General features: G+C 61.3%; 22 protein-coding genes. 13 read left to right on the top strand and 9 right to left on the bottom strand.

Annotation, left to right across the window (positions count from 1 at the left end; all coding sequences use genetic code 11):
- Window positions 1-155 precede the first annotated feature (155 nt).
- On the top strand, window positions 156-2,192 hold the full coding sequence (locus ACIOWE_RS13560) for an FAD-dependent oxidoreductase (protein WP_401392027.1): 2,037 nt from the start codon (window positions 156-158) through the stop codon (window positions 2,190-2,192).
- A 145-nt stretch (window positions 2,193-2,337) separates the two neighbouring features.
- Window positions 2,338-3,264 carry a 1-aminocyclopropane-1-carboxylate deaminase/D-cysteine desulfhydrase gene (locus ACIOWE_RS13555; protein WP_401392024.1) on the top strand — a complete coding sequence of 309 codons (927 nt, stop codon included), beginning with the start codon at window positions 2,338-2,340 and terminating at the stop codon, window positions 3,262-3,264.
- Window positions 3,265-3,353: 89 nt separating this feature from the next.
- On the opposite strand, the gene ACIOWE_RS13550 is transcribed toward ACIOWE_RS13555, so the two are convergent.
- From ACIOWE_RS13550 to ACIOWE_RS13540, 3 genes are all read right to left on the bottom strand, one after another.
- Window positions 3,354-3,902 carry a cytochrome b gene (locus ACIOWE_RS13550; RefSeq protein WP_401392021.1) on the bottom strand — a complete coding sequence of 183 codons (549 nt, stop codon included), beginning with the start codon at window positions 3,900-3,902 and terminating at the stop codon, window positions 3,354-3,356.
- Between the two features lie 189 nt (window positions 3,903-4,091).
- Window positions 4,092-4,919, bottom strand: coding sequence for a phosphonoacetaldehyde hydrolase (phnX, locus tag ACIOWE_RS13545; protein ID WP_401392018.1), 828 nt, complete (start codon window positions 4,917-4,919; stop codon window positions 4,092-4,094).
- Between the two features lie 143 nt (window positions 4,920-5,062).
- Entirely contained in the window at window positions 5,063-6,172 is a 1,110-nt protein-coding gene (locus ACIOWE_RS13540; RefSeq protein ID WP_401392015.1) for a 2-aminoethylphosphonate--pyruvate transaminase, read from the bottom strand.
- A gap of 112 nt (window positions 6,173-6,284) precedes the next feature.
- Between ACIOWE_RS13540 and ACIOWE_RS13535 the strand changes: the two genes are divergently transcribed.
- Window positions 6,285-7,145, top strand: a complete 861-nt coding sequence (locus ACIOWE_RS13535) for a LysR substrate-binding domain-containing protein (protein ID WP_401392012.1) — start codon at window positions 6,285-6,287, stop codon at window positions 7,143-7,145.
- 113 nt (window positions 7,146-7,258) lie between these two features.
- On the opposite strand, the gene ACIOWE_RS13530 is transcribed toward ACIOWE_RS13535, so the two are convergent.
- Window positions 7,259-8,131 carry a LysR family transcriptional regulator gene (locus tag ACIOWE_RS13530; protein ID WP_401392009.1) on the bottom strand — a complete coding sequence of 291 codons (873 nt, stop codon included), beginning with the start codon at window positions 8,129-8,131 and terminating at the stop codon, window positions 7,259-7,261.
- Between the two features lie 282 nt (window positions 8,132-8,413).
- On the opposite strand from ACIOWE_RS13530, the gene ACIOWE_RS13525 reads away from it, so the two are divergent.
- Both ACIOWE_RS13525 and ACIOWE_RS13520 read left to right on the top strand, forming a co-directional pair.
- Window positions 8,414-9,739, top strand: a complete 1,326-nt coding sequence (locus ACIOWE_RS13525; RefSeq protein WP_401392006.1) for an MFS transporter — start codon at window positions 8,414-8,416, stop codon at window positions 9,737-9,739.
- Window positions 9,740-9,812: 73 nt separating this feature from the next.
- Window positions 9,813-11,204 carry an FAD-dependent oxidoreductase gene (locus tag ACIOWE_RS13520; protein WP_401392003.1) on the top strand — a complete coding sequence of 464 codons (1,392 nt, stop codon included), beginning with the start codon at window positions 9,813-9,815 and terminating at the stop codon, window positions 11,202-11,204.
- Window positions 11,205-11,345: 141 nt separating this feature from the next.
- On the opposite strand, the gene ACIOWE_RS13515 is transcribed toward ACIOWE_RS13520, so the two are convergent.
- Complete coding sequence (locus ACIOWE_RS13515) at window positions 11,346-12,746, bottom strand: type VI secretion system Vgr family protein (protein ID WP_401392000.1); 1,401 nt, start codon at window positions 12,744-12,746, stop codon at window positions 11,346-11,348.
- Between the two features lie 221 nt (window positions 12,747-12,967).
- Here ACIOWE_RS13515 and ACIOWE_RS13510 point away from each other — a divergent pair, with 221 nt between their 5' ends.
- Window positions 12,968-13,672 carry a YebC/PmpR family DNA-binding transcriptional regulator gene (locus tag ACIOWE_RS13510; protein WP_201237610.1) on the top strand — a complete coding sequence of 235 codons (705 nt, stop codon included), beginning with the start codon at window positions 12,968-12,970 and terminating at the stop codon, window positions 13,670-13,672.
- 123 nt (window positions 13,673-13,795) lie between these two features.
- Here ACIOWE_RS13510 and ACIOWE_RS13505 read toward each other — a convergent pair whose 3' ends face one another.
- Both ACIOWE_RS13505 and zapE read right to left on the bottom strand, forming a co-directional pair.
- Entirely contained in the window at window positions 13,796-15,109 is a 1,314-nt protein-coding gene (locus tag ACIOWE_RS13505; RefSeq protein ID WP_401391997.1) for a leucine-rich repeat-containing protein kinase family protein, read from the bottom strand.
- A 90-nt stretch (window positions 15,110-15,199) separates the two neighbouring features.
- Window positions 15,200-16,339 (bottom strand): cell division protein ZapE, encoded by a 1,140-nt coding sequence (gene zapE, locus ACIOWE_RS13500; protein WP_401391994.1) that lies wholly within the window; start codon window positions 16,337-16,339, stop codon window positions 15,200-15,202.
- Window positions 16,340-16,624: 285 nt separating this feature from the next.
- Here zapE and ACIOWE_RS13495 point away from each other — a divergent pair, with 285 nt between their 5' ends.
- The 7 genes from ACIOWE_RS13495 (at window position 16,625) to ACIOWE_RS13465 (ending at window position 23,242) form a co-directional block, all read left to right on the top strand.
- Window positions 16,625-17,146, top strand: coding sequence for a spore coat U domain-containing protein (locus ACIOWE_RS13495; protein WP_401391991.1), 522 nt, complete (start codon window positions 16,625-16,627; stop codon window positions 17,144-17,146).
- Between the two features lie 106 nt (window positions 17,147-17,252).
- A complete protein-coding gene (locus ACIOWE_RS13490) occupies window positions 17,253-17,786 on the top strand; it encodes a spore coat U domain-containing protein (protein WP_401391988.1) in 534 nt (177 codons plus the stop codon).
- Between the two features lie 20 nt (window positions 17,787-17,806).
- The gene (locus ACIOWE_RS13485) at window positions 17,807-18,343 is read left to right on the top strand and encodes a spore coat U domain-containing protein (protein ID WP_401391985.1); all 537 of its coding nucleotides are present in this window, start codon (window positions 17,807-17,809) and stop codon (window positions 18,341-18,343) included.
- Between the two features lie 4 nt (window positions 18,344-18,347).
- A complete protein-coding gene (locus ACIOWE_RS13480; protein WP_401391983.1) occupies window positions 18,348-18,848 on the top strand; it encodes a spore coat U domain-containing protein in 501 nt (166 codons plus the stop codon).
- A gap of 34 nt (window positions 18,849-18,882) precedes the next feature.
- Window positions 18,883-19,671: a molecular chaperone gene (locus tag ACIOWE_RS13475; protein WP_401391980.1), complete on the top strand. Its 789-nt coding sequence runs from the start codon at window positions 18,883-18,885 to the stop codon at window positions 19,669-19,671.
- A 245-nt stretch (window positions 19,672-19,916) separates the two neighbouring features.
- On the top strand, window positions 19,917-22,274 hold the full coding sequence (locus ACIOWE_RS13470) for a fimbria/pilus outer membrane usher protein (protein ID WP_401391977.1): 2,358 nt from the start codon (window positions 19,917-19,919) through the stop codon (window positions 22,272-22,274).
- Window positions 22,271-23,242, top strand: a complete 972-nt coding sequence (locus ACIOWE_RS13465; protein WP_401391974.1) for a spore coat protein U domain-containing protein — start codon at window positions 22,271-22,273, stop codon at window positions 23,240-23,242. Before ACIOWE_RS13470 ends, ACIOWE_RS13465 begins: the two co-directional genes overlap by 4 nt.
- A gap of 122 nt (window positions 23,243-23,364) precedes the next feature.
- Here ACIOWE_RS13465 and ACIOWE_RS13460 read toward each other — a convergent pair whose 3' ends face one another.
- Window positions 23,365-24,111: an anti-sigma factor family protein gene (locus ACIOWE_RS13460; protein ID WP_401391971.1), complete on the bottom strand. Its 747-nt coding sequence runs from the start codon at window positions 24,109-24,111 to the stop codon at window positions 23,365-23,367.
- Window positions 24,108-24,614, bottom strand: coding sequence for a sigma-70 family RNA polymerase sigma factor (locus tag ACIOWE_RS13455; protein ID WP_401391968.1), 507 nt, complete (start codon window positions 24,612-24,614; stop codon window positions 24,108-24,110). Before ACIOWE_RS13455 ends, ACIOWE_RS13460 begins: the two co-directional genes overlap by 4 nt.
- Between the last annotated feature and the right edge of the window lie 12 nt (window positions 24,615-24,626).

Below are 24,626 nucleotides of genomic sequence, written 5' to 3'. Positions count from 1 at the left end.
CGTTGGTTGCCAAGGGGCGCTGCGCATTTTGATCATTAAGTTGTCAGTTACGGTCATTGAGTGACAGCGATGCGACTCTTAGTCTGTCGAACATGACTGACGGGGGACGCAGAGCTCCCGCAATTTTTCCGTGATCGCTCGTTGTGGAGTTACCGATGACCGCCCATTACCCGCACCTGTTGGCCCCGCTGGACCTGGGATTCACCACGTTGCGCAACCGCACCCTGATGGGCTCGATGCACACCGGTCTGGAAGAAAAGCCGGGTGGTTTCGAACGCATGGCGGCGTACTTCGCCGAGCGTGCCCGTGGCGGTGTCGGCCTGATGGTCACCGGCGGTATCGGCCCGAACGACGAGGGCGGCGTTTACTCCGGCGCGGCCAAGCTGACCACCGAGGAAGAAGCGCTCAAGCACCGCATCGTCACTCGCGCGGTGCACGAGGCGGGCGGCAAGATCTGCATGCAGATCCTCCACGCCGGGCGTTATGCCTACAGCCCGAAACAGGTTGCGCCGAGTGCAATTCAGGCGCCGATCAACCCGTTCAAGCCAAAAGAGCTGGACGAAGAAGGCATCGAGAAGCAGATCAGTGATTTCGTCACCTGCTCGGTGCTGGCGCAGACCGCCGAGTACGACGGCGTCGAGATCATGGGCTCGGAAGGTTATTTCATTAACCAGTTCCTCGCCGCGCACACCAACCACCGCACCGACCGTTGGGGCGGCAGCTACGAAAACCGTATGCGCCTGCCGGTGGAAATCGTTCGTCGTGTCCGCGAGGCCGTCGGCCCGAATTTCATCATCATCTTCCGTCTGTCGATGCTCGATCTGGTCGAGGGCGGTAGCACCTGGGAAGAGATAGTCACTTTGGCTAAAGCCATCGAGCAGGCCGGCGCGACCATCATCAACACCGGTATCGGCTGGCACGAAGCGCGAATTCCAACCATCGCCACCAAAGTGCCGCGCGCGGCATTCAGCAAGGTCACGGCCAAGCTGCGTGGTTCGGTGAACATTCCGCTGATCACCACCAACCGCATCAACACCCCGGAAATCGCCGAGCAGATTCTCGCTGAAGGCGATGCTGACATGGTTTCGATGGCGCGGCCGTTCCTGGCCGATCCGGACTTCGTCAACAAGGCTGCCGAAGGCCGTGCCGACGAAATCAACACCTGCATCGGTTGCAACCAGGCGTGCCTCGACCACACCTTCGGCGGCAAGCTGACCAGTTGCCTGGTCAACCCGCGTGCCTGCCACGAAACCGAGCTTAACTATTTGCCGGTGCATCACATCAAGAAAATCGCCGTGGTCGGTGCCGGCCCTGCCGGGTTGTCCGCCGCTACCGTGGCGGCCGAGCGTGGCCATCAGGTGACCTTGTTCGATTCGGCCAGCGAAATCGGCGGCCAGTTCAACATCGCCAAGCGTGTGCCGGGCAAGGAAGAGTTTTTCGAAACCCTGCGTTACTTCAAGCGCAAGCTGCAGACCACCCACGTCGAGGTGTGCCTGAACACCCGCGTCGACGTGGCGAAACTGGTGGAAGGCGGGTACGACGAGATCATCCTCGCCACCGGTATTGCGCCGCGTGTGCCGGCGATTCAGGGCGTCGAGAATGCCAAGGTGTTGAGCTATCTCGACGTGATTCTTGAGCGCAAACCGGTCGGCAAGCGTGTCGCAGTGATTGGCGCTGGCGGTATCGGTTTCGACGTCTCGGAATTCCTCGTCCATCAAGGTGTGGCGACCAGCCAGGATCGCGCCGCGTTCTGGAAGGAGTGGGGCATCGATACCCACCTCGAGGCACGGGGTGGTGTGGCCGGGATCAAACCTGAGCCACATGCGCCGGCCCGCGAGGTGTTCCTGTTGCAGCGCAAGAAAACCAAGGTCGGCGACGGTCTGGGCAAGACCACCGGCTGGATTCATCGCACCGGTCTGAAGAACAAGCAGGTGCAGATGCTCAACAGCGTTGAATACCTGAGCATCGACGACGCGGGCCTGCACATCCGCATCGGTGAAACCGGCGAGCCGCAGGTGCTGGCGGTGGACAATATCGTGATCTGCGCGGGTCAGGATCCGTTGCGTGAGCTGCATGATGGGCTGGTTGCGGCCGGGCAGAACGTGCACCTGATCGGCGGTGCGGATGTGGCGGCGGAGCTGGATGCCAAACGCGCGATCAACCAGGGCTCGCGTCTGGCAGCCGAACTCTGATTTTGCAGGCCAAGCGTGCCAATGGCTATCGCGAGCAGGCTCACTCCTACAGGTGGACGCATTTCAAATGTAGGAGTGAGCCTGCTCGCGATGGCTGCTTATGAGCGACTAGAATGCTGGCTCTGTTCAGATCGAATCGCCGCTCATGTTTTTGCCTCCCTCCGATTGGCTACCCCAAGCCCCTCTCGAATTACTCTCGCTCGACTGGCTCACCGCCGCCAATGTTGAAGTGGCGATCCTGCGCCTGGATCAGGTCGATCCACTGATCAGCGGCAACAAGTGGTTCAAACTCACCCAGCACCTCAAAGCCGCCGAACGGGCCGGTGCCGAAGGCATCATCAGCCTCGGCGGCGCGCACTCCAATCATCTGCATGCGTTGGCGGCGGCGGGCAAGCGTCTGGGCTTTCAAACCGTCGGGCTGTTGCGTGGACATGCGCAGGAAACGCCCACGGTGAGAGATTTACAGGCGTTCGGCATGCACCTGCACTGGCTGGGTTACGCCGGTTATCGGGCGCGGCATGAACCGGGGTTCTGGGAACCGTGGCAGGCGCACTATCCGACGCTGTATGCGGTGCCGGAGGGCGGCGGTGGATTGCCCGGGGCATTGGGCTGCGCAGCGCTGAAGGTTCAGGTGGATGCGCAATTGGCGAATCTTGGCTGGAGCGATTATCACGGATGGTGGCTGGCCTGTGGCACCGGCACCACTTTGGCGGGGCTGGTGCTGGCCGAGGCTGGTGAGCATCCGGTGTATGGCGCGCTGGCGGTGCCGGAGGATCACGGTGTGGCGCCGCAGGTTGAGGCGATTCTGCGCGAAGCAGGGTTGGCCGATGCAGGGTATCAACTGATCAATGCCAGTCGCGGTGGTTTTGCCAAGGTCGATGCCGGGCTGCTTGAGTTTATCGACCGTAGTGAGCAGGCGAGCGGTGTGCCGCTGGAGCCGCTTTACACCGGCAAGGCGTTGCTGGCGCTGAAAAGCCACGTCGAGGCGGGCAGATTAGCCAGCGGCACGCGGCTGATTTTCGTGCATACCGGCGGATTGCAGGGGCGCCGGGGATTCAACCGCGTCCCCTGATTGCACAGTATCTCCGTCATGAGGGAATACATTGTGGTGAGGGGATAAATCCCCTCACCACAGGGAATCCAGCAGGCTCCAAAAGTGTTTTAGCCGCGTTTGGGCATCATCCGCAACAAGGTGTTATCGCCCACCACATAGTGATGATAAAGCCCCGCCAGTGCGTGTAGCCCGATCAACCAGTAACCGATGGTACCGATCAGTACGTGCCAGTGCTCGACCTGCTTGGCGAACGCTTTGTCCTCATTCACCAGCAGTGGCAGATCAAACCCGTAGAACATCACCTGATGCCCTTCGGCGCTGGTAATCAACCAGCCGAGAATCGGCATGCTGATCATGAACAGGTACAACGCCCAGTGCATCAGCCGCGCCAGCGCGGTCTGCCACTGCGGCGAGGCCGGAAAAATTCTCGGTGCCGGACCGAGGCTGCGTGCGAGCAGGCGAAACCACACCAGCACGAACACGGTCAGGCCGAGCATGTAATGCACTTCGCGGATCAGCGTGCGGCCGCCGCTGCCTTTGGGAAACAGCCCGCGCAATTCCATGCTGGCGTACACCAGCACCAACAACACCAGCATCAGCCAGTGCAGCAGGACCGACACGGTGCTGTAGCGAGATTCGGAACTTGTCCACGGCATACGGTGTTTCCTCACAGATCAGGGTCGAAACGTACCGTTCTTGAGCGACGGCATGCTTTAACTGTAATCCGCTTTGGCCGATTTGCCCGAGTCTAAAAACTCTTTCACTGCGCGAAATCAGTGGTTTGCCCAAAAAAAACGCCAGTGTCGTGCAGACACTGGCGTTTTTGTTTGCCGCAGGCTGCGCAATCAGCTGCTTTGCGGCATCTCACCGTTGGCAAGACGCTTGTTGATGTCGGCGATCACTTCCGGCAAGTCAGTGATGGTGTCGATCATGTAGTGCGGGCGCGAACCCTCGAACAAGGCGTGGATACGCTTGCGTTCACTGGCCAGTTCATCGCTGCCCAGCGCGCGGAAACCGGCGTAATCAAGGCCCAGTGCGTTACCGGAGCAGATCAGTGCCACCGTCCACATCCCGGCGCGACGGCCTTCAAGGATACCCGGCACGGTGTCGTCGATCTTCACGCACGCCGCCACGTCATCGATGCCCAGGGCAATCACGTTTGCCAGTGCCTGCGCTGGCCATGGGCGGCCGTTGGGTACTTCGTCGGTGGCCACGACGTGGTCGGCGACGTAACCGTTGGTGGCGGCCAGTTCGACGACTTTGTCCATGACCTGTTTCGGGTAGCCGGAGCAGGAGCCGATCTTGATGCCCTGTTGACGCAGGTTGGCAATGGTTTCCAGCGCGCCGGGAATCAGCGCCGAGTGCTCGGCGATCTTCTCGATTTGCAGGGGCATGAAGCGGTTGTAGATCGCGGTGACGTCATCGTCGGTCGGCGTGCGGCCGAACGCTTTGCGATAACGCTCGGCCACTTGCGGCTGATCGCACAGGGTGCGGATGTGGTCCCACTTGCCCATGCCCATCGGCCCGCGGGCTTCTTCGATGGAGACTTGCACGTCGAACTCGGCAAAGGCTTCGACAAAAATCTGCGTCGGTGCGAACGAGCCAAAATCGACAACGGTGCCGGCCCAGTCGAGGATCGCGGCTTGCAGCTTGGTTGGGTTTACATAATTCATGGCAATCAATTCCTGAGTTGGCAAGGCAATTCAAATGTAGGAGTGAGCCTGCTCGCGATAGCGGTTGATCATTCAACATCTTCGTCGACTGACACGGCCTCATCGCGAGCAGGCTCACTCCTACAGGGGATTTGTGGTGGTAATCAGATGTCGAGCACTTCCATCTCGCGCAGCACTTCGCCCACGGCGGCGACGGCCTGGCGCATTTCGTCCGGGCTGACGTGGCCGATGCAGCCAACGCGGAACGTTTCGACCTGGGTCAGTTTGCCGGGGTAGAGGATGTAACCCTTGGCTTTGACCCGCTCGTAGAAATCCTTGAACTGGTAACGCGGATCTTTCGGCGCATGAAACGTGGCGATGATCGGCGCCTGAATGGCCGCCGGCAGGAAGCTGCGCAAACCAAGTTTGGCCATCTCCTTCATCAATGTCTGACAGTTGGCGGCGTAGCGCGCATGCCGTGCCGGCAGGCCACCTTCTTCGTTGTATTGCAACAGGGCTTCATGCAGCGCCGCGACCACATGGGTCGGCGGGGTAAAGCGCCATTGGCCGGTTTTTTTCATGTAGGTGTGCTGATCGAACAGGTCCATCGCCAGCGAATGCGAATTGCCGCAAGCAGCAGCCAGCGACTCTTTGCGAGCGAAGACAAACCCCATCCCCGGCACACCTTCAAGGCATTTTCCGGACGCGGCAATCAACGCATCGAACGGTACGTTCTGCGCATCCACCGGCAGTGCGCCGAAGGAACTCATGGCATCGATGATCAAGCGTTTGCCGTGTCGCTGAACAACCTGGGCAATCTCTGGCAGCGGATTGAGGATGCCGGTGCTGGTTTCGCAGTGGATCAACGCGACGTGGGTGATGGTGCCGTCGGCGCGCAGCAGACGATCGACGTCAGCGGCGGTCGTCGGTTCGTCTTCAGCGGTTTCGAAGGTGCTGAAGGGGCGGCCGAGCACGTCGCAGATCTTTGCCAGACGCTTGCCATAGGCGCCGTTGATCAGCACCAGCACTTTGCCGTTGCGCGGCACCAGCGTGCCAATGGCCGCTTCCACCGCAAAGGTGCCGCTGCCTTGCAGGGGCACGCATTCATGGGTCGCCGCGCCGTTGAGGATCGCCAGCAATTGTTCGCAAAGGCTGGCGGTCAGTTGATTGAAGCGGTCATCCCATGACCCCCAGTCGACCATCATCGCCTGTCGGGTGCGGGCCGAAGTGGTCAACGGGCCGGGAGTGAGCAGGATGGGTTCGGCGATACTCATTCGTGTGTCCTCGGATTGCGCTGTGGGATGAAGCTACGGGGCATACGTTGCAATTCGCCGTTGCATCAATCAAATTGTTTGTTGTTATGCCAGCCATCAGTGAGAGTTATTCATGAACTTGTTCCAGCTCCGCGCCTTTGATGCCGTGGCCCGCGAAGGCAGCTTCACCCGCGCCGCCGCACGCCTGTTTATCAGCCAACCGGCGGTCACCGGGCACATCAAGGCGCTGGAGGAGCACTACCAGATCACTTTGCTGCGACGTACTGCGCGACGAGTGGAGCTGACGGAGGAGGGCACCAAACTGGCGGCCATTACCCGGGCGATGTTCGGGCTGGCGGAAGAAGCGCAGACGATGCTCGAAGCCAACCGGCAACTGCTTACCGGGCGCCTGGAAGTGGCGGCGGATGGCCCGCACATGGTGATGCCGATGCTCGCCAGTCTGCGTGCGCGTTATCCGGGCATCACGGTCAATCTGCGGTTGGGCAATGCCCAGGAAACCCTGGCGGCACTGTTGTCCGAACACGCCGACGTGGCCGTGCTGACCGAAGTCGAACCGCGTAAAGGTCTGCATTTGCAGGCGCTGAGCGAGTCGCGGATTTGTGCGCTGGTGCCGGCGGGACATCCGTGGACGGCGCAATCTTCAGACGTGAGACTCAAAGAGCTGGATCAGGTGATCATGGTGCTGCGTGAGCCGAGTTCGATCACCCGGCGCACGTTTGACCAGGCCTGTACGCAGGCTTCGATCCAGCCACGGGTGCTGCTGGAGCTGGATAGCCGCGAGGCAGTGACGGAAGCCGTGGCGGCAGAACTGGGTGTGGGCGTGGTGTCCTCGGTGGAGGTCAGCCATGACCCGCGAGTGGTGGCGATACCGATTGTTGGCGAGGGTCTGGTCAATCGGCACATGATCGGGTGCATGGAACGGCGGCGGGAGTTGCGCCTGATTCAGGCGTTTTTCGGCTTGGCCCCAGCCTGATAAACCGTGGTACTCCCTTCGCGAGCAGGCTCGCTCCCACATTCGACCGCGTTTTTCTGGAGGAACCCGTTCCAATGTGGGAGCGAGCCTGCTCGCGAAGAGGCCGGCGCTGATTACACAAGACTCTCGCGAACCATGTCGAGAAACGTCGCCACCACTCGCCGCGAACTCTGTTCACGCAAACACACCAGCGTTTCGGTCAACCGCCGGGTGCAATCGATGATCGGCAACGCACACACCCGCGAATCCGCACCAAACTCCGCCGCCGAAACCACCCCGACACCAATCCCCACCACCACTGCCTCGCGTGCCGCTTCCCGGCCCTCGACCTGAATGGCCGGGCGTATGCTAAATCCGGCCCGGGCCATTTCCTCTTCCAGCGTCTGCCGCGTTACCGAACCGTGTTCGCGCAACACCAGCGGCGTGTCATCGAGGTCGGCCAGACAGATCGACTCGCGTTCGGCCCACGGATGATTGCGCGACACGAACGCCACCATCGGGTCGTTGCGCAATGGCACGCACAGTAAGCGTTCATCACTGACATCGCGGCCCAGCAGCGCCAGATCGGCCTGATAGTTGAACAGCCGAAACAGCGATTCGTCGGTGTTGCCCGTCTCGATCTTCACGCTGATCCCCGGATAACGTTCGCAAAACCGTGCGATCTGCGGCAGCACATGCACTGGCGCGTCCACCGCCAGAATCAGGCTGCCGGTCTGCAACGCCTGGGACTCCTGCAACAATTCCTGCGCTTCGGCTTCAATCACAAACAGACGCTGGGTGATCGCCAGCAAGCGCTCGCCCAGATCCGTCAGGCGTACCGAACGTTTATTGCGATGAAACAGCAGAACGCCGAAGCGTTCTTCGAGTTTGCGCACCTGGTCGGAAATCGCCGGTTGCGTGAGGAAAAGCCGCTCGGCGGCTTTGGTGAAGCTTCCGTGTACGGCCACGGCATGAAACGCTTTGAGCTGAGCGTGGGAGACAGACATGGTGACTCCTGATTAAACGGTCAGTAACAAGCTGAGCTTATTTGTGAAATACGATAAATCGATTTTATTTATTAAACAGTAATTGCTTTGATCGGCTCACGCCATCGCTGACTGCCCGGTCGGGCAGCAGGGTTGGCGATGAGCCTGCGCGTGCAACAGCAGGACTCATCTGACCGGTATCGCCATAGGGATGGGGTGATATCGCAGTGCTCAACAATAAAAAACACTGGCGTTTACTCAACGATTCTGCCGGCACACTCACACGCTGAGGTCAGAACCACAATGAATAAGCACATCGGCACTATTGCGCGTTGGCGCATGCAGATTTTCGCGATCACCTGGCTGGCGTACGCCGCTTTCTACTTCACTCGTAAAGCGTTCTCTGTGGCCAAACTGGGCATCGGCGAAGACCCGACGTTCATGCTCGACAAGATGACCATGGCCAACCTCGATGCGATCTATCTGGCGGCTTATGCCATTGGCCAATTCACCTGGGGCATGCTCGCTGATCGCTTTGGTCCGCGGGTCGTCGTACTTGGTGGGTTGCTGATTTCCGCGGCGGCGGCGCTGGTGATGGGCAACTTCGCGACGCTGCCGATCTTCGCCACCTGCATGTTGATTCAGGGCTTGGCGCAGTCCACGGGATGGTCGGGCCTGTGTAAAAACCTCGGCAGTTTTTTCCCTTCCGCACAGCGCGGGCGAGTGCTCGGGTTGTGGAGTTCCTGCTACGCGTTTGGCGGTCTGGTGGCGTCGCCATTCGCCGGTTGGTGGGCTTACACGCTGATCGGTAGCTGGCACGCGGCGTTTATCTCCAGTGCGGTAGTGGTCGCCGTGGTGGCTGTTCTGTTCTTTATCTTCCAGCGCGATAAACCGGAAGACGTCGGTCTGCCGGCGGTGGAACCCGAACCGGAACTGAGCGCTGCTGAGACCGAAGCCAACAGCAAACTCAGTGTCTGGGAGCCGCTGAAGGAGATCCTGCGCAACCGCACGGTGCTGGTGCTGGGCCTTGCGTATTTCATGCTGAAACCGGCGCGTTACGCGATTCTGTTATGGGGCCCGGTGATCGTTTTCGAGCAAATGCCCAGCGTCGGCAAGGTTGGCGCGGCGATCATTCCCACCTCCTTTGAACTGGCCGGGTTGCTCGGGCCGATCATGATCGGGCTGGCTTCGGACAAACTTTTCGGTGCCCGGCGCATGCCGGCCTGCGTGCTGAGTCTGCTGGCGCTTACGGTGACGCTGGCGCTGTTCATGGGTGCCCTGCACACCGGCAGCGTGTTGCTGGTGGTGGCGTTGCTGTTTGTCATGGGCCTGACTCTGTACGGTCCGGACTCGATGATCAGCGGTGCGGCCGCCATCGACTTCGGCAAAGCCAAGGCTGGCGCCACGGCGGCCGGATTCGTCAACGGCTGCGGCTCGGTCGGCGCGGTGCTCGGTGGCTTGCTGCCGGGTTACTTCGATTCGGTGACGGTGTTCATCGTCTTCGCCGGCTGCGCTCTGTTCTCGGCGCTCGTACTGATCCCACACTGGAACAGTCGCCCGGTCGGGGTGATGGAGCCGCGCGCGTCGATTCCCAATTGCCCGCTGACGATCAAACCGCTGCGTACCTGAAAACCCTTTGCCTCGCGGCCTGCTGCGGCGTTCGCGGCAGGCTGTGTCGTGGCCCACTGACTGGAGAAAATCCATGAGACCGTTTTGGCTGGAGCAGGCCCTGCAGGCCGATACGTCGGCGACTTGTCCACCGCTGCACGGCGAAGTCCGCACCGATGTGTGCATCGTCGGCGGTGGTTATACCGGGTTGTGGACGGCAATCATGCTCAAGCAACAGAACCCCGAACTCGATGTGTTGTTGATCGAGGCCGACATCTGCGGCGCCGGCGCCAGTGGACGCAACGGCGGCTGTGCACTGTCGTGGTCGGCCAAGTATTTCACCCTCGAGCGCTTGTTTGGCGTCGAGGAAGCAGTGCGCCTGGTCAAGGAATCCGAGCGCAGCATTCATGCCATCGGCGAGTTCTGCGAGCAGTACGGCGTCGATGCCGAATACCGTCTCGACGGCACCTTGTACACCGCGACCAATCAGGCGCAGGTCGGCTCGACGGATGCCGTGATCGCGGCGCTGGAGCGCAACGGGATCAACTCGTTCAGCCAGCGTCCGGTCGCCGATGTGCAGCGAATGGCCGGGTCGGGCAAGCACCTGGAAGGCTGGTTTTCGCCGGCGGCGGCCAGTGTGCAACCGGGCAAACTGGTGCGCGGACTGCGCCGGGTGGCATTGCAATTGGGAGTGAAAATCCACGAAAACACCGCGATGACCGGCCTCGAGGAAGGGCGCCCGGCGCGTATCCAGACCGCGAACGGCAACGTCATCGCCGACCGCGTGGTGCTGGCGATGAACGCGTGGATGGCGCGTGCCTTTCCACAGTTCGAACGCAGTGTGGCGATTGTCTCCAGCGACATGCTGATCACCGAACCGCGTCCGGATCTGTTGCAGGAAATCGGTTTGACCAGTGGCGTCACCGTGCTCGACTCGCGGATTTTCGTGCACTACTACCACAACACGGCGGACGGCCGGATCATGCTCGGCAAGGGCGGCAACACCTTTGCCTATGGCGGGCGAATGCTGCCGGTGTTCGATCAGCCGTCGCCGTATGCGGGGCTGCTCAAGCAAAGCCTAGGCGACTTTTTCCCGGCGTTTGCCGAGGTGAAAATCGATGCGACGTGGAACGGGCCATCGGATCGCTCGGTCACCGGCTTGCCGTTCTTTGGCCAGATGAACAGTAGCGGTAATGTGTTTTACGGGTTTGGTTACTCCGGCAGCGGTGTCGGCCCGTGTCACATGGGCGGGCAGATTCTCGCGTCGCTGGTGCAGGGCCTGGATAACCCGTGGACGCGTTCACCGCTGGTCAACGGGCCGTTGGGTTATTTCCCGCCGGAGCCGATCCGCTACCTCGGTTCCCTGATGGTGCGCAACGCGATCCGCCGCAAGGAACGCGCCGAAGATCATGGCCGGCGCCCCCGGCATCTGGACGTACGTCTGGCCAAATTCGCCGCTGCCGCCGGCAAGGCCGACAAAGGCTGATCCCCATAAATTCATCTCACCGCGTCCTATGTAGGAGCTGCCGCAGGCTGCGATCTTTTGATCTGTTTTTTAACATCAACATCAAAAGATCGCAGCCTGCGGCAGCTCCACAGGGGTGGGTCCGGCAATCCATTGCAGCGTTTACAGGGGGTGCGGCTGATTGAGCAGCCAGTCGAGCAACAAGCTGTCGTCGTGCATGGGCTGTGTTTTTTGTGAGGGCGGATTGCGCTGGGTGCCCAGGCATAGAATCGGTCGGTCCGGATCGCCGTCGAGGAAGCTCACCCACACTTCACTGCCCGCACAAGGCAAGTCATCGGACGCGACTCGGCCGTTGGCTCGGGTCATGGCAACCGGTAGCCAGATCGCATCGGTATCGGCGGTTGACGATGGTTGCGCCGGCCACAACCTGACAGCGACGCGCCCTTGTTCGTCGAGTCGCGCCGGATGCCCCGTCGTGCCAAGCACTTGCGCCAGATGATAGCCGGCGATGCCGGGGCGCGGTTGTTTGAGCGGCGGGCGGAAGTCGCTTGACCAGGGCTGAGCGGTGAAGTCGTTGTGATAGCGATGTTCGCTCGGACGCGGGTCAAGAATCGATGGGTGCTGACCCTGGTGGCGTATCGAGGTGATCCGCCATTGTTCGTTGAAGCTGTTGATCGGATGCTCCGTCACTTGCAGCAAATGCCCGCTGAGTAAACCGATACAGTCACTGCGGCCATTGATCGAACGATGTTGGCAACGTTGTCGCTCCAGGTGACGCCGACTGCGCTGTTCACTGTGGCGTTGCTCCAGTGACGGCAGGCTTGGCTGCGCATTGACCGGGGTCTGATTGGCGGCCGCTTCGCTGCTTGCCTGCGGCCCTCGATTGCGCACGGCGTGCAGCGTCGCAACAGGCGCGGCGTGGTGATGCTGGTAAAGCGCGCTGACACTCGGCAAGGGCGCTTGCGCCTCATCGGTGAACGGTACCAGCGCCGGCTCCTGCGGGAGGCTCAAGCTGTCATCGGCGAACACGACAACGTGATTGTCCGCCCGGTGTTCAAAGTGATAATGGATACCTTCCTCTTCACAAAGCCTGTGCAGCAGCGCCAGATCGCTCTCGTCGAACTGGATGCAGAACGGCCGTGCCGGGTAGTGGCCCACGGTCATTTCAATCCGATAGCCATCGCCGGGCAAGGTATTTTCCATGAGCAACTGCTGCAGAATCTGCGGCACGCTCTGTTGTACGAAGACACGCCGTTTGCTGGGTTGCGCCAACTTTTGCAGGGCTGGCACCACGACAAGTCGATAGCCGATCCGGTGGGTGCCGCGATGTTCGCAACTGGCACTGTGGACCATGCCGTGAATGCCGTGCTGGTCGTCCAGGCGCAGAAATACGGGCTGCTGCAACAATGCGCCCGGCGTCACGGCGGGCGCCAGGCCAATCAGTTCGATGTCGAAGCGATAGGGCTGGTTGAGCGCTTCCTCGCCGTGAAAACCCAATACCGGCAGGCACAATCCGCTATCAGTCAGGGTGAGGGTGAACGGACTTTCCTTGTCATTGAGCATTCGAGCGGGCTCTGTGAGGCAATACGGGTCTCAGAGGGTACGAAACCCCAGCGCTGAATGGTTATGTCAAAGGGGTTTTTCAGAATCGCCCTACAAGCTCTGGTGAAGAAGTCGATTCCACATCGGATTTTTTTGGTCGATTGCCGACTTTAGGCCGTATAAACTGGCCGGCACGCGTCGGCCAATAGATGTCTCGGCGCCACAGATCAAGAGAGTGAGTAATGGGCGCACAGTGGAAGGTTAAACACAAAGAAGCGGCAGCCAACGCCAAGGGCAAAATCTTCGGCAAACTGGTGAAAGAAATCACCATTGCTGCCCGCAACGGTGCCGATACCACCACCAACGCACACCTGCGTCTGGTGGTCGAACAGGCCAAGAAAGCCTCGATGCCGAAGGAAACCCTGGATCGCGCCATCAAGAAAGGCGCAGGTCTGTTGGGCGAGACCGTGCAATACCATCGCGTGACCTACGAAGGTTTTGCCCCGCACCAGGTACCGTTGATCGTCGAGTGTGTGACCGACAACATCAACCGCACCGTCGCGGAAATCCGCGTGGCGTTCCGCAAAGGGCAACTGGGTGCTTCGGGCTCCGTGGCCTGGGATTTCAACCATGTGGGCATGATCGAAGCGTCGCCGGACAGCCCGGACGCCGATCCGGAAATGGCCGCGATCGAAGCCGGTGCCCAGGATTTTGAAGCGGGCGAAGAGGGCGCGACCCTGTTCCTGACCGATCCGACCGATCTGGATTCGGTGCAGAAAGCCCTGCCGGAACAAGGTTTCACCGTGCTGTCGGCCAAGCTGGGCTACCAGCCGAAGAACCCGGTCAGCGGTTTGAGCGATGAGCAGATGGCTGAAGTTGAAGCGTTCCTGGAAGGCCTCGACAACCATGACGACGTGCAGGATATGTTCGTCGGTCTGGCTGGCTGATCTGCTGCAAAACTGTCCTGTGGCGAGGGAGCTTGCTCCCGCTGGATGGCGAAGCCGTCCCAAAGCGACGACTGCTGCGCAGCCGAGCGGGAGCAAGCTCCCTCGCCACAGGGTTTGTATGAGTCAGAGATTGTGCAATTGCTGCACCACTTCACTGAACCCCGGCCGCGCCAGCACATCCGGCTGACAGCAGCGCCGCTCCAGTGCTTCCAGCACCACACGCCGCTCATCGCTCAAGCCTGAGTCGATCCGCGCCAGCAGCTCCCCAAGCAGAATCCCGAACGCCCGTACTTCGATGCGTTGCAGCGCGCGCGTTTCGACGTTGTCCGTGGTGGCATGAAACGACGCCGCGCCGAAATCCCCCAGCAGACACTCACCCTGATCGTTCAACAGAATGTTGTGCCCATAGAGATCGCCGTGGGTGATGCCTTGCTGATGCAGATGCTCGGCCGCTGCGGCGATGCCCTTGGCAATGCTCAGCGCCACCTCGGCGGTGAAACGGCGATCCTCGGCATAGACATCCCGCGAGCACGACGCCAGGCTCGGCAATGCCGCAAGGTTGCGAAAGCTCGGATCAATCAGCTGCATCACCAGACCGTGCTGGCCATCGGGATGCCCCTGAATACGGCCTTCCACGCGAATCAGATTCGGGTGCAATCCTGCGGTGATGCACGCGTTCATTTCGTGCAGCGGCGAGCCGTCGCTGGTCATCTCGCCTTTGTACAGTTTCACCGCGACCGGTTGCTCCGAGCCATCGGCGCGCAGCCAGATCGCCCGGGAAATCACCCCGGAGGCGCCTTCGCCCAGTTGTTGCTCCAGACGCAGCGCCGACCAGTCGATCAGCGGTGTGGCTTCAAGGGCAGCGGCATCGGCCTCGGTTTCCAGCGGGTTGCCGGCGTAAGCCAGCCACGTCAGGCTCGGCAACGTCAGCAGAGACTGCGGCAACTCGGTCAGGCGGTTGGCGGCGATGCGGATCAGTTCCAGGCGATGGCATTGGCTCAGCGACGATGGCAGCGCTTGCAGGCGATTGCCCGCCAGCATGAGTTTTTGCAGGTAAGGGCGCTCACCGAGTTCGTTCGGCAGGGTTTCGATGCAGTTGTCGGTAAGGATCAGCCAGCGCAGTAACGGCGGCAGCGCGGTACCGGGTACCTCGACGATGCGGTTGGCCTTGAAGCCGATCATGCTCAGCGCGGCGCATTGGCCGAGACAGGCGGGCAGTTCCGTGAACTGGTTGTCGGAGCAGAACAGCACACGCAGCCGGGTCAGGCGATGCAGATCATCCGGCAGGCTGCTCAAGGCATTGCCGCTGAGGTTGAGCACCTCGAGGGTGTCGGCGAGGTCGAAGATCTGTGGCGGAAACTCGGTCAGGCCGCAGGACAGATCCAGCCGTGTAATGCCCGACAATTCGCCGGCGCGCAATTGAGCAAGGGTATGCATGAAGGACTTCGCAATAAAGGGTTCGCTGGGAATGGGCGACATCATAACGGCAGACGCCTGCCCGGCGCAGACCCAAGTGCGAAATTGCACCTACAGGTGGTGGGGAGTGGTTGTCAGGTTCTGCAACTGGCCCAGTCGGCTGCGGGTGCGGGCCAGGTCGATGGCGTTGCCCGCCAGGCTTTCGTGCAGCGGCAGTCGGCCCAGCAGTGTCAGGTGTTTATCCTGGTCGTACAGCACGTCGATCACGTTGATGAAGCGTTGTTGCGCGGCAATCGAGCACGCGTCCAGTAGCGGCAGGTGGTCGATGATCCAGTGGTCGAAACGCCGACACAGCTCTAGATAATCCATCACGGCTGTCGGCTGTTCGCACAGATCGTCGAAGGTAAAAGCGACACGCCGCTCCTCATGCAGCCGTGCCCGAAACGGCCGCGTACCGACCATCAACGAAATGGCTGGCGCGTGCTCTGCTGGCAGATTCAGCGCCTGACGTTGGGCTGGCGTGGCAGGCCACACGTAATGGCCCTGCGTGAACAGTTGATGCACAGAGTTGTGCGCCTGAGTGCGGTAGTCGTGTGGGCCGCCGACTTCCATGACCTGCATGCGCGAATTGATCAGCTCGATCACCGGTTTGAAACGCGCGTGATAGAGCGGGTTGGGCAGCAAACCTTCAGGCGGATAGTTGGAAGTGACCAGCAGTAAAATCCCGCGTTGGAACAAAGCCTTGAACAACCGTGTGATGAGCATCGCGTCGCCAATGTCATGCACATGAAACTCGTCGAAACACAGCACTCGACAGTCCTGCAGCAGTTCATCGAGGGTGATGGCCAGGGCGTCGTCCTGCTGGCGATGGCGGAACATGCCCTGATGCAATTGCGCAAAGAACTCATGGAAATGCAGGCGCCGCTTCTGCGTGATCGGCAGCGCCTGAAAAAAGCCATCCAGCAACCAGCTCTTGCCGCGTCCGACCGCTCCGTGCAGATAAAGGCTCGGCGGGGTGTGCGTTGAAGCGCCGAACAGCAGGCTGGCCTGCTGCGCCATGCAATCGATCACTCGCTGCTGGGCATGGCTGAGGGTGTAGCCTTGGCTGCGCGCCTTGTTGCGGAAGTAATCGCGGATCGACTGGGCACTGGCGTCATGGCCAGTGCTGGCGGGCAGGCCTTTGCCGAACAGGCGACGCCACGCCGGCCAGCGCTGCGACAGTCGTGAACGTTTCGGCGGTTGGGCGGGCACTGTGCGTTACTCCGAGTCATCAATCCGGCCCCCGGGGGCGCGGCAGCACAGTGTAACCAGGCGCGTAACTTACGCTCCAGCGCGGGCGGTCGAAAATGGGCGGTCAGTGAACAATATTGTGCGGCGCGTACAGCTATTTTTAGCGAGATGATTCGGCCTGTTGCCAACCTCTCGAAACATATCCTGTCCTGGTCATGGATCCAATCGACTGGCGCAATCGCCGTCCGTTGCTAACCTGAAACGCAGTAACGACAACGCAAGCGCTCGCTGACAAGGAACCGGGCAGTGAATCTACGTGTGGTCATGGGCCTGCTGGGTGCGTGTGTTGCACCCGTATACGCGGCGGATCTTCAGGTCGAGGTACGCGTCGACGTGCAGCGCGGCTGCCAGTTGATCGGCCAGCAGCGCGAGGCCGGCATCGAGCAGCTCGGCTTGCTTGATTTCGGCAGCACCGCGCGTCTCGACGATCCGGCCGGGCCACTCGGAGCGGCCTTGACCAATCAACGGCTGCCACGCCTGGAATGCAACCCGGACACGCCGTATCAGATGCGCGTCGATGGCGGTTTGCACGGCGGTGTCGGCGAAGTCCGCTACATGGCCGGGGCGGCTGACAGCAAGCCGATTCCGTACCGCTTGTATCAGGACGCCGCGCGGCGGGTGCCGCTGGTGGTGGATGTGCCCGTCAGCGGTCGGGTGCCGGATACGGGCACCGTGGAGTTGCCGCTGTATGCGCGGATCGAACGTCTGGCGCAAGTACCGAAGGTCAGTCGCTATTCGGATCTGGTCAAAGTGACGGTCACCTGGTGATCGCCAGGTGGTGATTGGCAATCCGCCGGATGCGGGTTGTGCAAGGAAGGTGTTCAGCAATGAACGGGGCGGTTGAGTCATTCCTCAAGGAGCAGGGACGGACACAATGACAGGCAAGCACTGGATGGTCGTGGCGGCAGGTACGCTGGCATTACTCGCGGACGACGCACAAGCGGCGGTGAGCGGGCAGATTCATGCGCGGTTGATCCTCATTGCCGGTTGCGAAGTGACCAACACCGGCAACCCCTCCAGCCCGGTCAGCGACCTGGGCAAGCTTGACTTCGGCCTTCAGGGCCCGACCTGGAACGCACCGATCAAGGCCAGCCTCGACGGTGACAGCAGCGGCAGACTCAATGTCGCCTGCAACCCCTCGGTCACCGGTTTCACCGTCACCATCGACGGTGGCACTCATGGTGACGGCAATACCCGGCGCCTTAGCAACGGCCGCCAGACCATTCCCTACCAACTGTTTGTCGATCCCTCCGGCGCCCGGAGCTACAGCATCGGCCAACAACACAATTTCGCTGTCACCAGCGGTGCGCAGATACCGATTCCGGTATTTGGCTCGGTGGTGGCGAATACCCGCGCGGTCCCGGCAGGTGTCTATACCGACACCCTGACGGTGACGCTCGACTGGTAACCCCGTAGAGGACGGACACCATGCGTATGTATGCATCAAGGATAGGTTTGTCACTGCTTGGGCTGGCGCTGGTTTCCAGTGCTCATGCCGCTACCACTGTCACCGGCCAGATCACCTCGAGCCTGATCCTGACCAGCAGTTGTCAGGTCAACGGCTCCGGCGGTTCGACCGGTCTGAATTTCGGTGCGTTGAACTTCGGCACCGCCAACAGCCTGTTCACCACCGCCGCCGGGCAAGTGCTGGGCGGTGGCGGCGGGGCGTTGTCGATTCTTTGCTCCAGTGGCACCACACCGACGGTCAAGGTCCGGGCCGGCTCCCATGACGGCATGTCACCGGGCGGTACGCGCGCACTGTTCGACGGCGTCGCCAATTATGTGCCGTACGACTTGTACACCGATGCCGGGCACTCGCAGCTGTTGGCGATTGACGGCACGATCAATCTGGCCGCCAGCACCGGCGTGGCGCAAACGGTGAATATCTACGGTCAGGCGGTGGGCAAGGCCGGTTTGCCGGCGGGGACCTACACCGACACTGTCGCTGTTGAACTGACGTTCTGATGCCATGCGCCGCCAATGCTGCATCGCGCTGCTCCTGCTTTGTGCGGGCAGTGCGCCGCTGCCGCTGACCGCGGCGACCAGTCAGAGTTTTCAGGTCAGCGCCACGGTCACCGCGGGGTGTCTGGTGGTGGGCGGGGTGTCGAACTATGGCGGGCTGAATTTCGGTACGCGTTCGGCCCTGGCCACCGGCACGGTGCAGGTCGCGCTGACCGGGGGCGTGCAATTGCAATGCACCCCGGGAGTGACGCTGAACATGAGCGTCGATGGCGGTCAGTACAACAGCAGCGGCCGGCACATGCAGATCAACAGTGGCAGTGCGCGGGTGGCGTATGCGCTGTTTCGTGATGCGGCGTACAGCCAGAGCCTGGGCATCGGCCAGAGCGTGGCAGTGGCCTACAGCGATGCGAACAACATCAGCCTGCCGATTTACGGTCAGGTGCAATTGCCGGGCAATCAGCCTGGGGGGACGTACAGCGACGTGTTGCAGGTGCAGCTGTCGTGGTGAGGCGAAGTCTGGATTGCCGACAAGGAGCAGGTCTATGGGATCAGTTACATCACGGCATTCACTGGTTCAGTGCGCGATGTTGGCGCTGTTCATGCTCGCGGCCGGTAATACGCATGCCGCCAGTTCGGTATTGATCTGGCCGATTGACCCGGTGCTGGAAGCCGATCAGCAGGCCAGTGCGTTATGGCTGGAAAACCGTGGTAACGAAACCGCCAATTTGCAGATTCGCGTTTTCAGTTGGAGTCAGAGCGGTTTCGAGGAGCAATACCAGAATCAACGTGACGTGATCGGCAGCCCGCCGGTGGCGAAGATCGAGCCGGGGCAAAAACAACTGGTGCGCCTGACCCGAACCAAAGAGGTGCCGCCGGGGCAGGAGCTGGCTTATCGAATCATCATCGACGAAATCCCCTCCGCACAACCGAGCTCTGCTGACGGCGGCAAGACCGCTGCCGCCATTCGATTCCAGATGCGCTATTCGGTGCCGCTGTTTGCCTACGGCGCAGGGCTGTGGAGCAAAGAGGACAGCACTCGCCCGCGTGATCCGAAAGGCATCGGCCTGCCGCAATTGAGCTGGCGCACGGTGGCAGTGGAGGGACGGCCGTATGTAGAGGTGCGCAACCAGGGTGCGGTGCATGCGCGGTTGACCGATGTGGCGATCAAACAGGGCGGGCAGAGCAAACCATTGGCCGAGGGGCTGCTGGGGTACGTGTTGCCGGGCGCGGTGATGCGCTGGCCGGCACCGGGTGCTGCGGCGGGTGATTCGGCGTTGCAGGTGCGGGTCAATGGGGCGCCGCAGGTACAGAGCATCAGCCCGGCACGGTAGCCGGATGAAGATTTTTCCGCTGTGCTTTTTGTGGCGAGGGAGCTTGCTCCCGCTGGGCTGCGAAGCGGCCCCAAAACAGATGACTGCAGTGACTCAGTCAAATTCAGGTGACTGATTTTGAGACGGCTGCGCCGTCGAGCGGGAGCAAGCTCCCTCGCCACATGGGTTGGGTGGTGTCAGTGATATCTGAGTTTGGTTAGGGAAGTATCAAGAGGAATCAGTCCATTGACGGACGTAAAGCGCGTATGAGCCCAGGATGGGCTCGCCGTATTCGGCGTCCGTTGTGGCTCATGACCGGCGCGTGTTGCCTGGTGTTCGTTCAACCATCCGGGGCCGGTGAACTGCCGCCGCCTCCCAGCGGCATGGAGGCCGTCAGCGATGCACAGTTGTTTCTCGAACTGGTGGTCAACCAGATGAATACCGGACGTGTGGTGGCGGTGGATCAGCGCGGAGGGCGGCTGTTTCTGCCGAGCACGGCGTTACGCGAAACCGGCATGAAACTGCCCGACGGTATCGGTGCCGAAGTCGACCTCGACAGCCTGCCGGGGCTGCACAGCGATTACGACAGTGTCGGCCAGCGCCTGTTGCTGGATGTGCCGCCGGAGTGGTTGCCGGAGCAGTTCATCGGCAATCGCCAGAACTACCCGCGCACCCCGGCACTGAGCAGTTTCGGCGCGCTGTTCAACTATGACCTGTACCTCAACGACACCGACGATGCAGGCACCTATCTGGCGGCGTGGAACGAGGTGCGGCTGTTCGACAGTTGGGGCACGTTGTCCAATACCGGGCAATACCGACGCACCTTGTCCGGTGATTCGCTCAATACGATGAACAACGGCTACCTGCGTTACGACACCACATGGCGTTACTCCGATGACGAGCGAATGCTCACCTACGAGGCGGGCGACGTGATCAGCGGCGCCTTGCCCTGGAGCAGTTCGGTGCGTCTGGGCGGTGTGCAGTTCTCCCGGGATTTTGCTGTCCGGCCGGACCTGGTGACCTATCCGCTGCCACAGTTTGCCGGGGAGGCGGCGGTGCCATCCTCGGTGGATCTGTTCATCAATGGCTACAAATCCAGCAGCGCGGATCTGCAGCCCGGGCCGTATACGCTGACCAACATTCCGTTCATCAACGGTGCCGGCGAAGCGGTGGTGGTTACCACGGATGCGCTGGGGCGGCAGGTGTCGACCACGGTGCCGTTTTATGTGACCAGCAGTTTGCTGCAAAAGGGCCTGAGCGACTTTTCCGTGGCGGCCGGTACCTTGCGCCGCGACTACGCACTGAAGGATTTCAACTATGGGCCGGGCGTCACCTCCGGCAGTCTGCGCTACGGCGTCAGCGACAGCTTCACCCTGGAGAGCCACGCCGAAGCCGCGGAAAACCTGACCCTCGGCGGCCTCGGCGGAAACCTGCGCCTGGGCAATTTCGGCGTGCTCAACAGCGCCATCAGTCAGAGCCGTTTCGACGGTGACGGCGGCGAACAATTGAGCCTCGGTTATCAGTACAGCAATCAGCGTTTCAGCTTTTCTTACCAGCGCCTGCAACGTCACGATCAATACGCTGACCTGACCGTGGTCGACAGCCCCTACATCAGCCTCAGCCGCCGCAGCGAGCAGGCCACGCTGAGCCTCAACCTGGATCGCTGGGGCAGCCTCGGTGCCGGTTATTTCGATGTGCGTGCCGCCGACGACTCACGCACGCGCCTGCTCAATTTGAGCTGGAGCAAACCGTTGTGGCGCAACAGCAGTTTTTATCTGTCGGCCAACCGCGAGATCGGCGACAGCAACTGGGCCGTGCAGGCGCAACTGGTGATCCCGTTCGATTTGCGTGGCAGCCTGGCGATCAGCAGCGAGCGCAGCAAGACCGGGCAAACCCAGCAGCGCGTCAACTACAGTCGTTCGGTACCGACCGAGGGCGGGGTCGGCTTCAATCTGGGGTACGCCAAGGGTGATGGCGCCGATTATCGTCAGGCCGACGTGACCTGGCGTCTGCAATCGGTGCAGTTGCAGGCCGGGGTGTATGGCACGTCCGACGCTGAAACCCGTTGGGCCGATGCCAGTGGGTCGCTGGTGTGGATGGATCGGCAAGTGTTCGCCGCCAACCGTATCGACGATGCGTTTGTCGTGGTCAGCACCGATGGTTTTGCCGACATTCCGGTGCGCTACGAAAACCAGCAGGTGGGCCAGACTGATAAAAACGGTCATCTGCTGGTGCCGTGGAGCAGTGCGTATTACCGCGGCAAGTACGAAATCGATCCGCTGAACCTGCCGCCGAATGTGCGCAGCCCCAACGTCGAACAGCGCATCGCGGTACGCCGTGGCAGCGGTTACCTGCTCGAGTTCCCACTGAGCAAAATCATTGCCGCGAGCATTGTTCTGGTAGACGCGCAGCAACGTGAACTGCCGTTAGGCGCAGGTGTGCTGCATGAGCAGAGCGGCACGCGCACGGTGGTCGGTTGGGATGGCCTGGTCTATCTGGAAAATCTGCAAGCGCAGAACTCGCTGCAGGTGACGCTGGCCGACGGCAAAACCTGCAAGGCGCAGTTCAACGTCGACATGAACCAGAATCAGGTGCCGCTGATCGGCCCACTGGTGTGCCAATGATCGGCGCACGCTGGCTTTTGGGTTTGGCGCTGTTATTGCCGGGGGCGGCGCAGGCCTTGTGTTCGGTGGTCAGCACCACACCGGCGGCCTTCGGAACGCTCAGTTCGATTGCCGTGCGCACCACATCGCAACCCAGCTCCACGCTCAATGGCGGGTTGAGCTGCACCGGCTCGCTGCTGTCACTGCTCACCAGCAATGACCACTTCTGGGGCACGGTCTCGTCGACCCAGAGCGGATTGCTCGGACCGACCGGCGATGTCATCAGTTACACGGTCTACGCCAACAACAGCACGAGTTACCCGCTGACGCGCGGCACGGCGTATGACTTCGCCCGCAATGGCATCATCGATGCCTTGGGGCTGCTGGGCGGTACGACTCCGAAAACCGTGCCGCTCTACCTGGGGACGACCATTGGCAGCAACGTCGCAGCGGGGGTGTACACCGAAACCCTGAGCATCTTCTGGAACTGGAATTACTGTTCGGGGATCGGCATCGGCAGCGTGTGCCTGGGCCGCGATATCAACAGCGGCACCACCACGTTGACCGTGAACCTGACCGTCTCCAACGATTGCACGATCACCGCACCAAACATCGCGTTCGGCAGTGCTCCGGTGATCAGTGCGTTCACTCCGGTCACCGGACAGACCATCAACCTGGCCTGCACCAAGGGCAGCGCCTACACCGTTGGCCTGAGCGACGGGCAAAACGCGATCAGCGCGGGTGGGCGGCGACGGATGATTTCCGGGAGCAACTATCTGGCCTATGACATTTTCAAAAGTGCCGGCACGACGCGCTGGGGCAGCGTGGGGGCGGCACGTCGGGCGAGTAGCGATGCCGAGGTCAATCCGGGCAACGGGCTAGGGACTGGCAGCCAGATTTTCAATTACAACGCGAAGATCTATACCGACCAGACCACACCGCCAGCGGGGACGTATCTGGACAATGTGGTGCTGGATGTGGGGTTCTGAGCCGGCCGGTATGGACCCTGTGGGAGCGGGCTTGCCCGCGATGACGTCAGATCAGGCGACATTTGTATTGGACATGCCGGCCCCATCGCGGGCAAGCCCGCTCCCACAGGTTATACAGTGTTTCAAAACTGTTTCAGCAGGGGGGCGGCCGGCGTATCAACCGGGCTGACCATCGCATAGTTGTAACCACCTCCCGACCAATACTCGGCCTGCAAATCGCCATCGCTACGGCTGCCTCGCGGCAAAAAGGTGTTTTTCGGGCCTGGTGGGCGAACGTAGAAGCTCACTTTGTGCCCACTTGAATCCTCATACATCACCATCGCCGCCGGGCCTTCATCGGTGCTGAGCAGACGCCCGCTGACCGGTTGGAAGCCGGCAGCCGTCAGATCAGGCAAACGACGAGCCTGAGTGAAATAGCGGTCGAGCCAGTGCTGCATATCGCCATCGCCTGCCACTTGGTAATCCGCCGGCAGCATGCCTTGCTGGGCAATCAGTCGATAAGCCTGCAACGCGTCGGTCATGGGTAATACAGAGGAGCGCACGAGGGTCATTTCCCGCGCCTGCCAGCCGCTGAAACCGCCGACGCTCACCGCGATCAGCAACACCGCGGCGCTGGCCAGATGACGGCGTGACTGGCGCTTCTGACGCTGGCGAATCATCGCCGGATCAAGCGCTGGATTCATCGGTTGTTGCAACGCACCGCTCAGCGCCGCGCGCAATTGCTGGGCATCCTGTTGCCAGGCGCGAACCTGCGCGGCTTCATCCGGATGGCTGGCCAGCCAGGTCTCTAGCGCACGTCGGTCGGCGTCGCTGAGCAGGTGGTCGACATAAGCGTGCAGGTCACGCTCGTTGGGAGGCATGCTGATCATTTGAGTATCCGCAAAGAAGGGCTGCTGATTTCGCCGTCGCTGAGTTGGCGCAAGGCCTGGCGGGCGCGGGACAGGCGCGACATCACGGTGCCGATCGGGGCGCCGAGAATATCGGCGACCTCTTTGTAGGAAAGGCCTTCGACCGAGATCATGAGCAGCAGGGCGCGCTGCTCGGTGGGCAGTCGGTCGAAGGCTTGCAGGGTCGATTGGGCGATCACGGTGCGTTCCACCGAGGGCTCGGCATCGTCGCGACCAGTGAAAAACTCGAGCATCCGCGCATAGCGGCGCGAACGACGATGGGCATCGAGAAACTGCCGGTACAGGATCGAAAACAACCAGGCGCGCAAATCGCCGTCGGCGCGTTTGTCACCCCAACTCGACAGGGCTCGCTCCAGACTCGCCTGCACCAGATCGTCGGCGCTGCTGCCATTGCGCGTCAACGACACGGCAAAGCGGCGCAATCTGGGGATCAGCTCACGAAGTTGTTCATCGAGTGCGTTCATGCCGAGGTTTTC

It is taken from the genome of Pseudomonas sp. NPDC087598 (genome assembly GCF_044743525.1).
Classification (GTDB): domain Bacteria; phylum Pseudomonadota; class Gammaproteobacteria; order Pseudomonadales; family Pseudomonadaceae; genus Aquipseudomonas.
The sequence above is the reverse complement of the archived record's forward strand: the minus strand, read 5'-3'. Positions and strand labels throughout refer to the sequence as shown.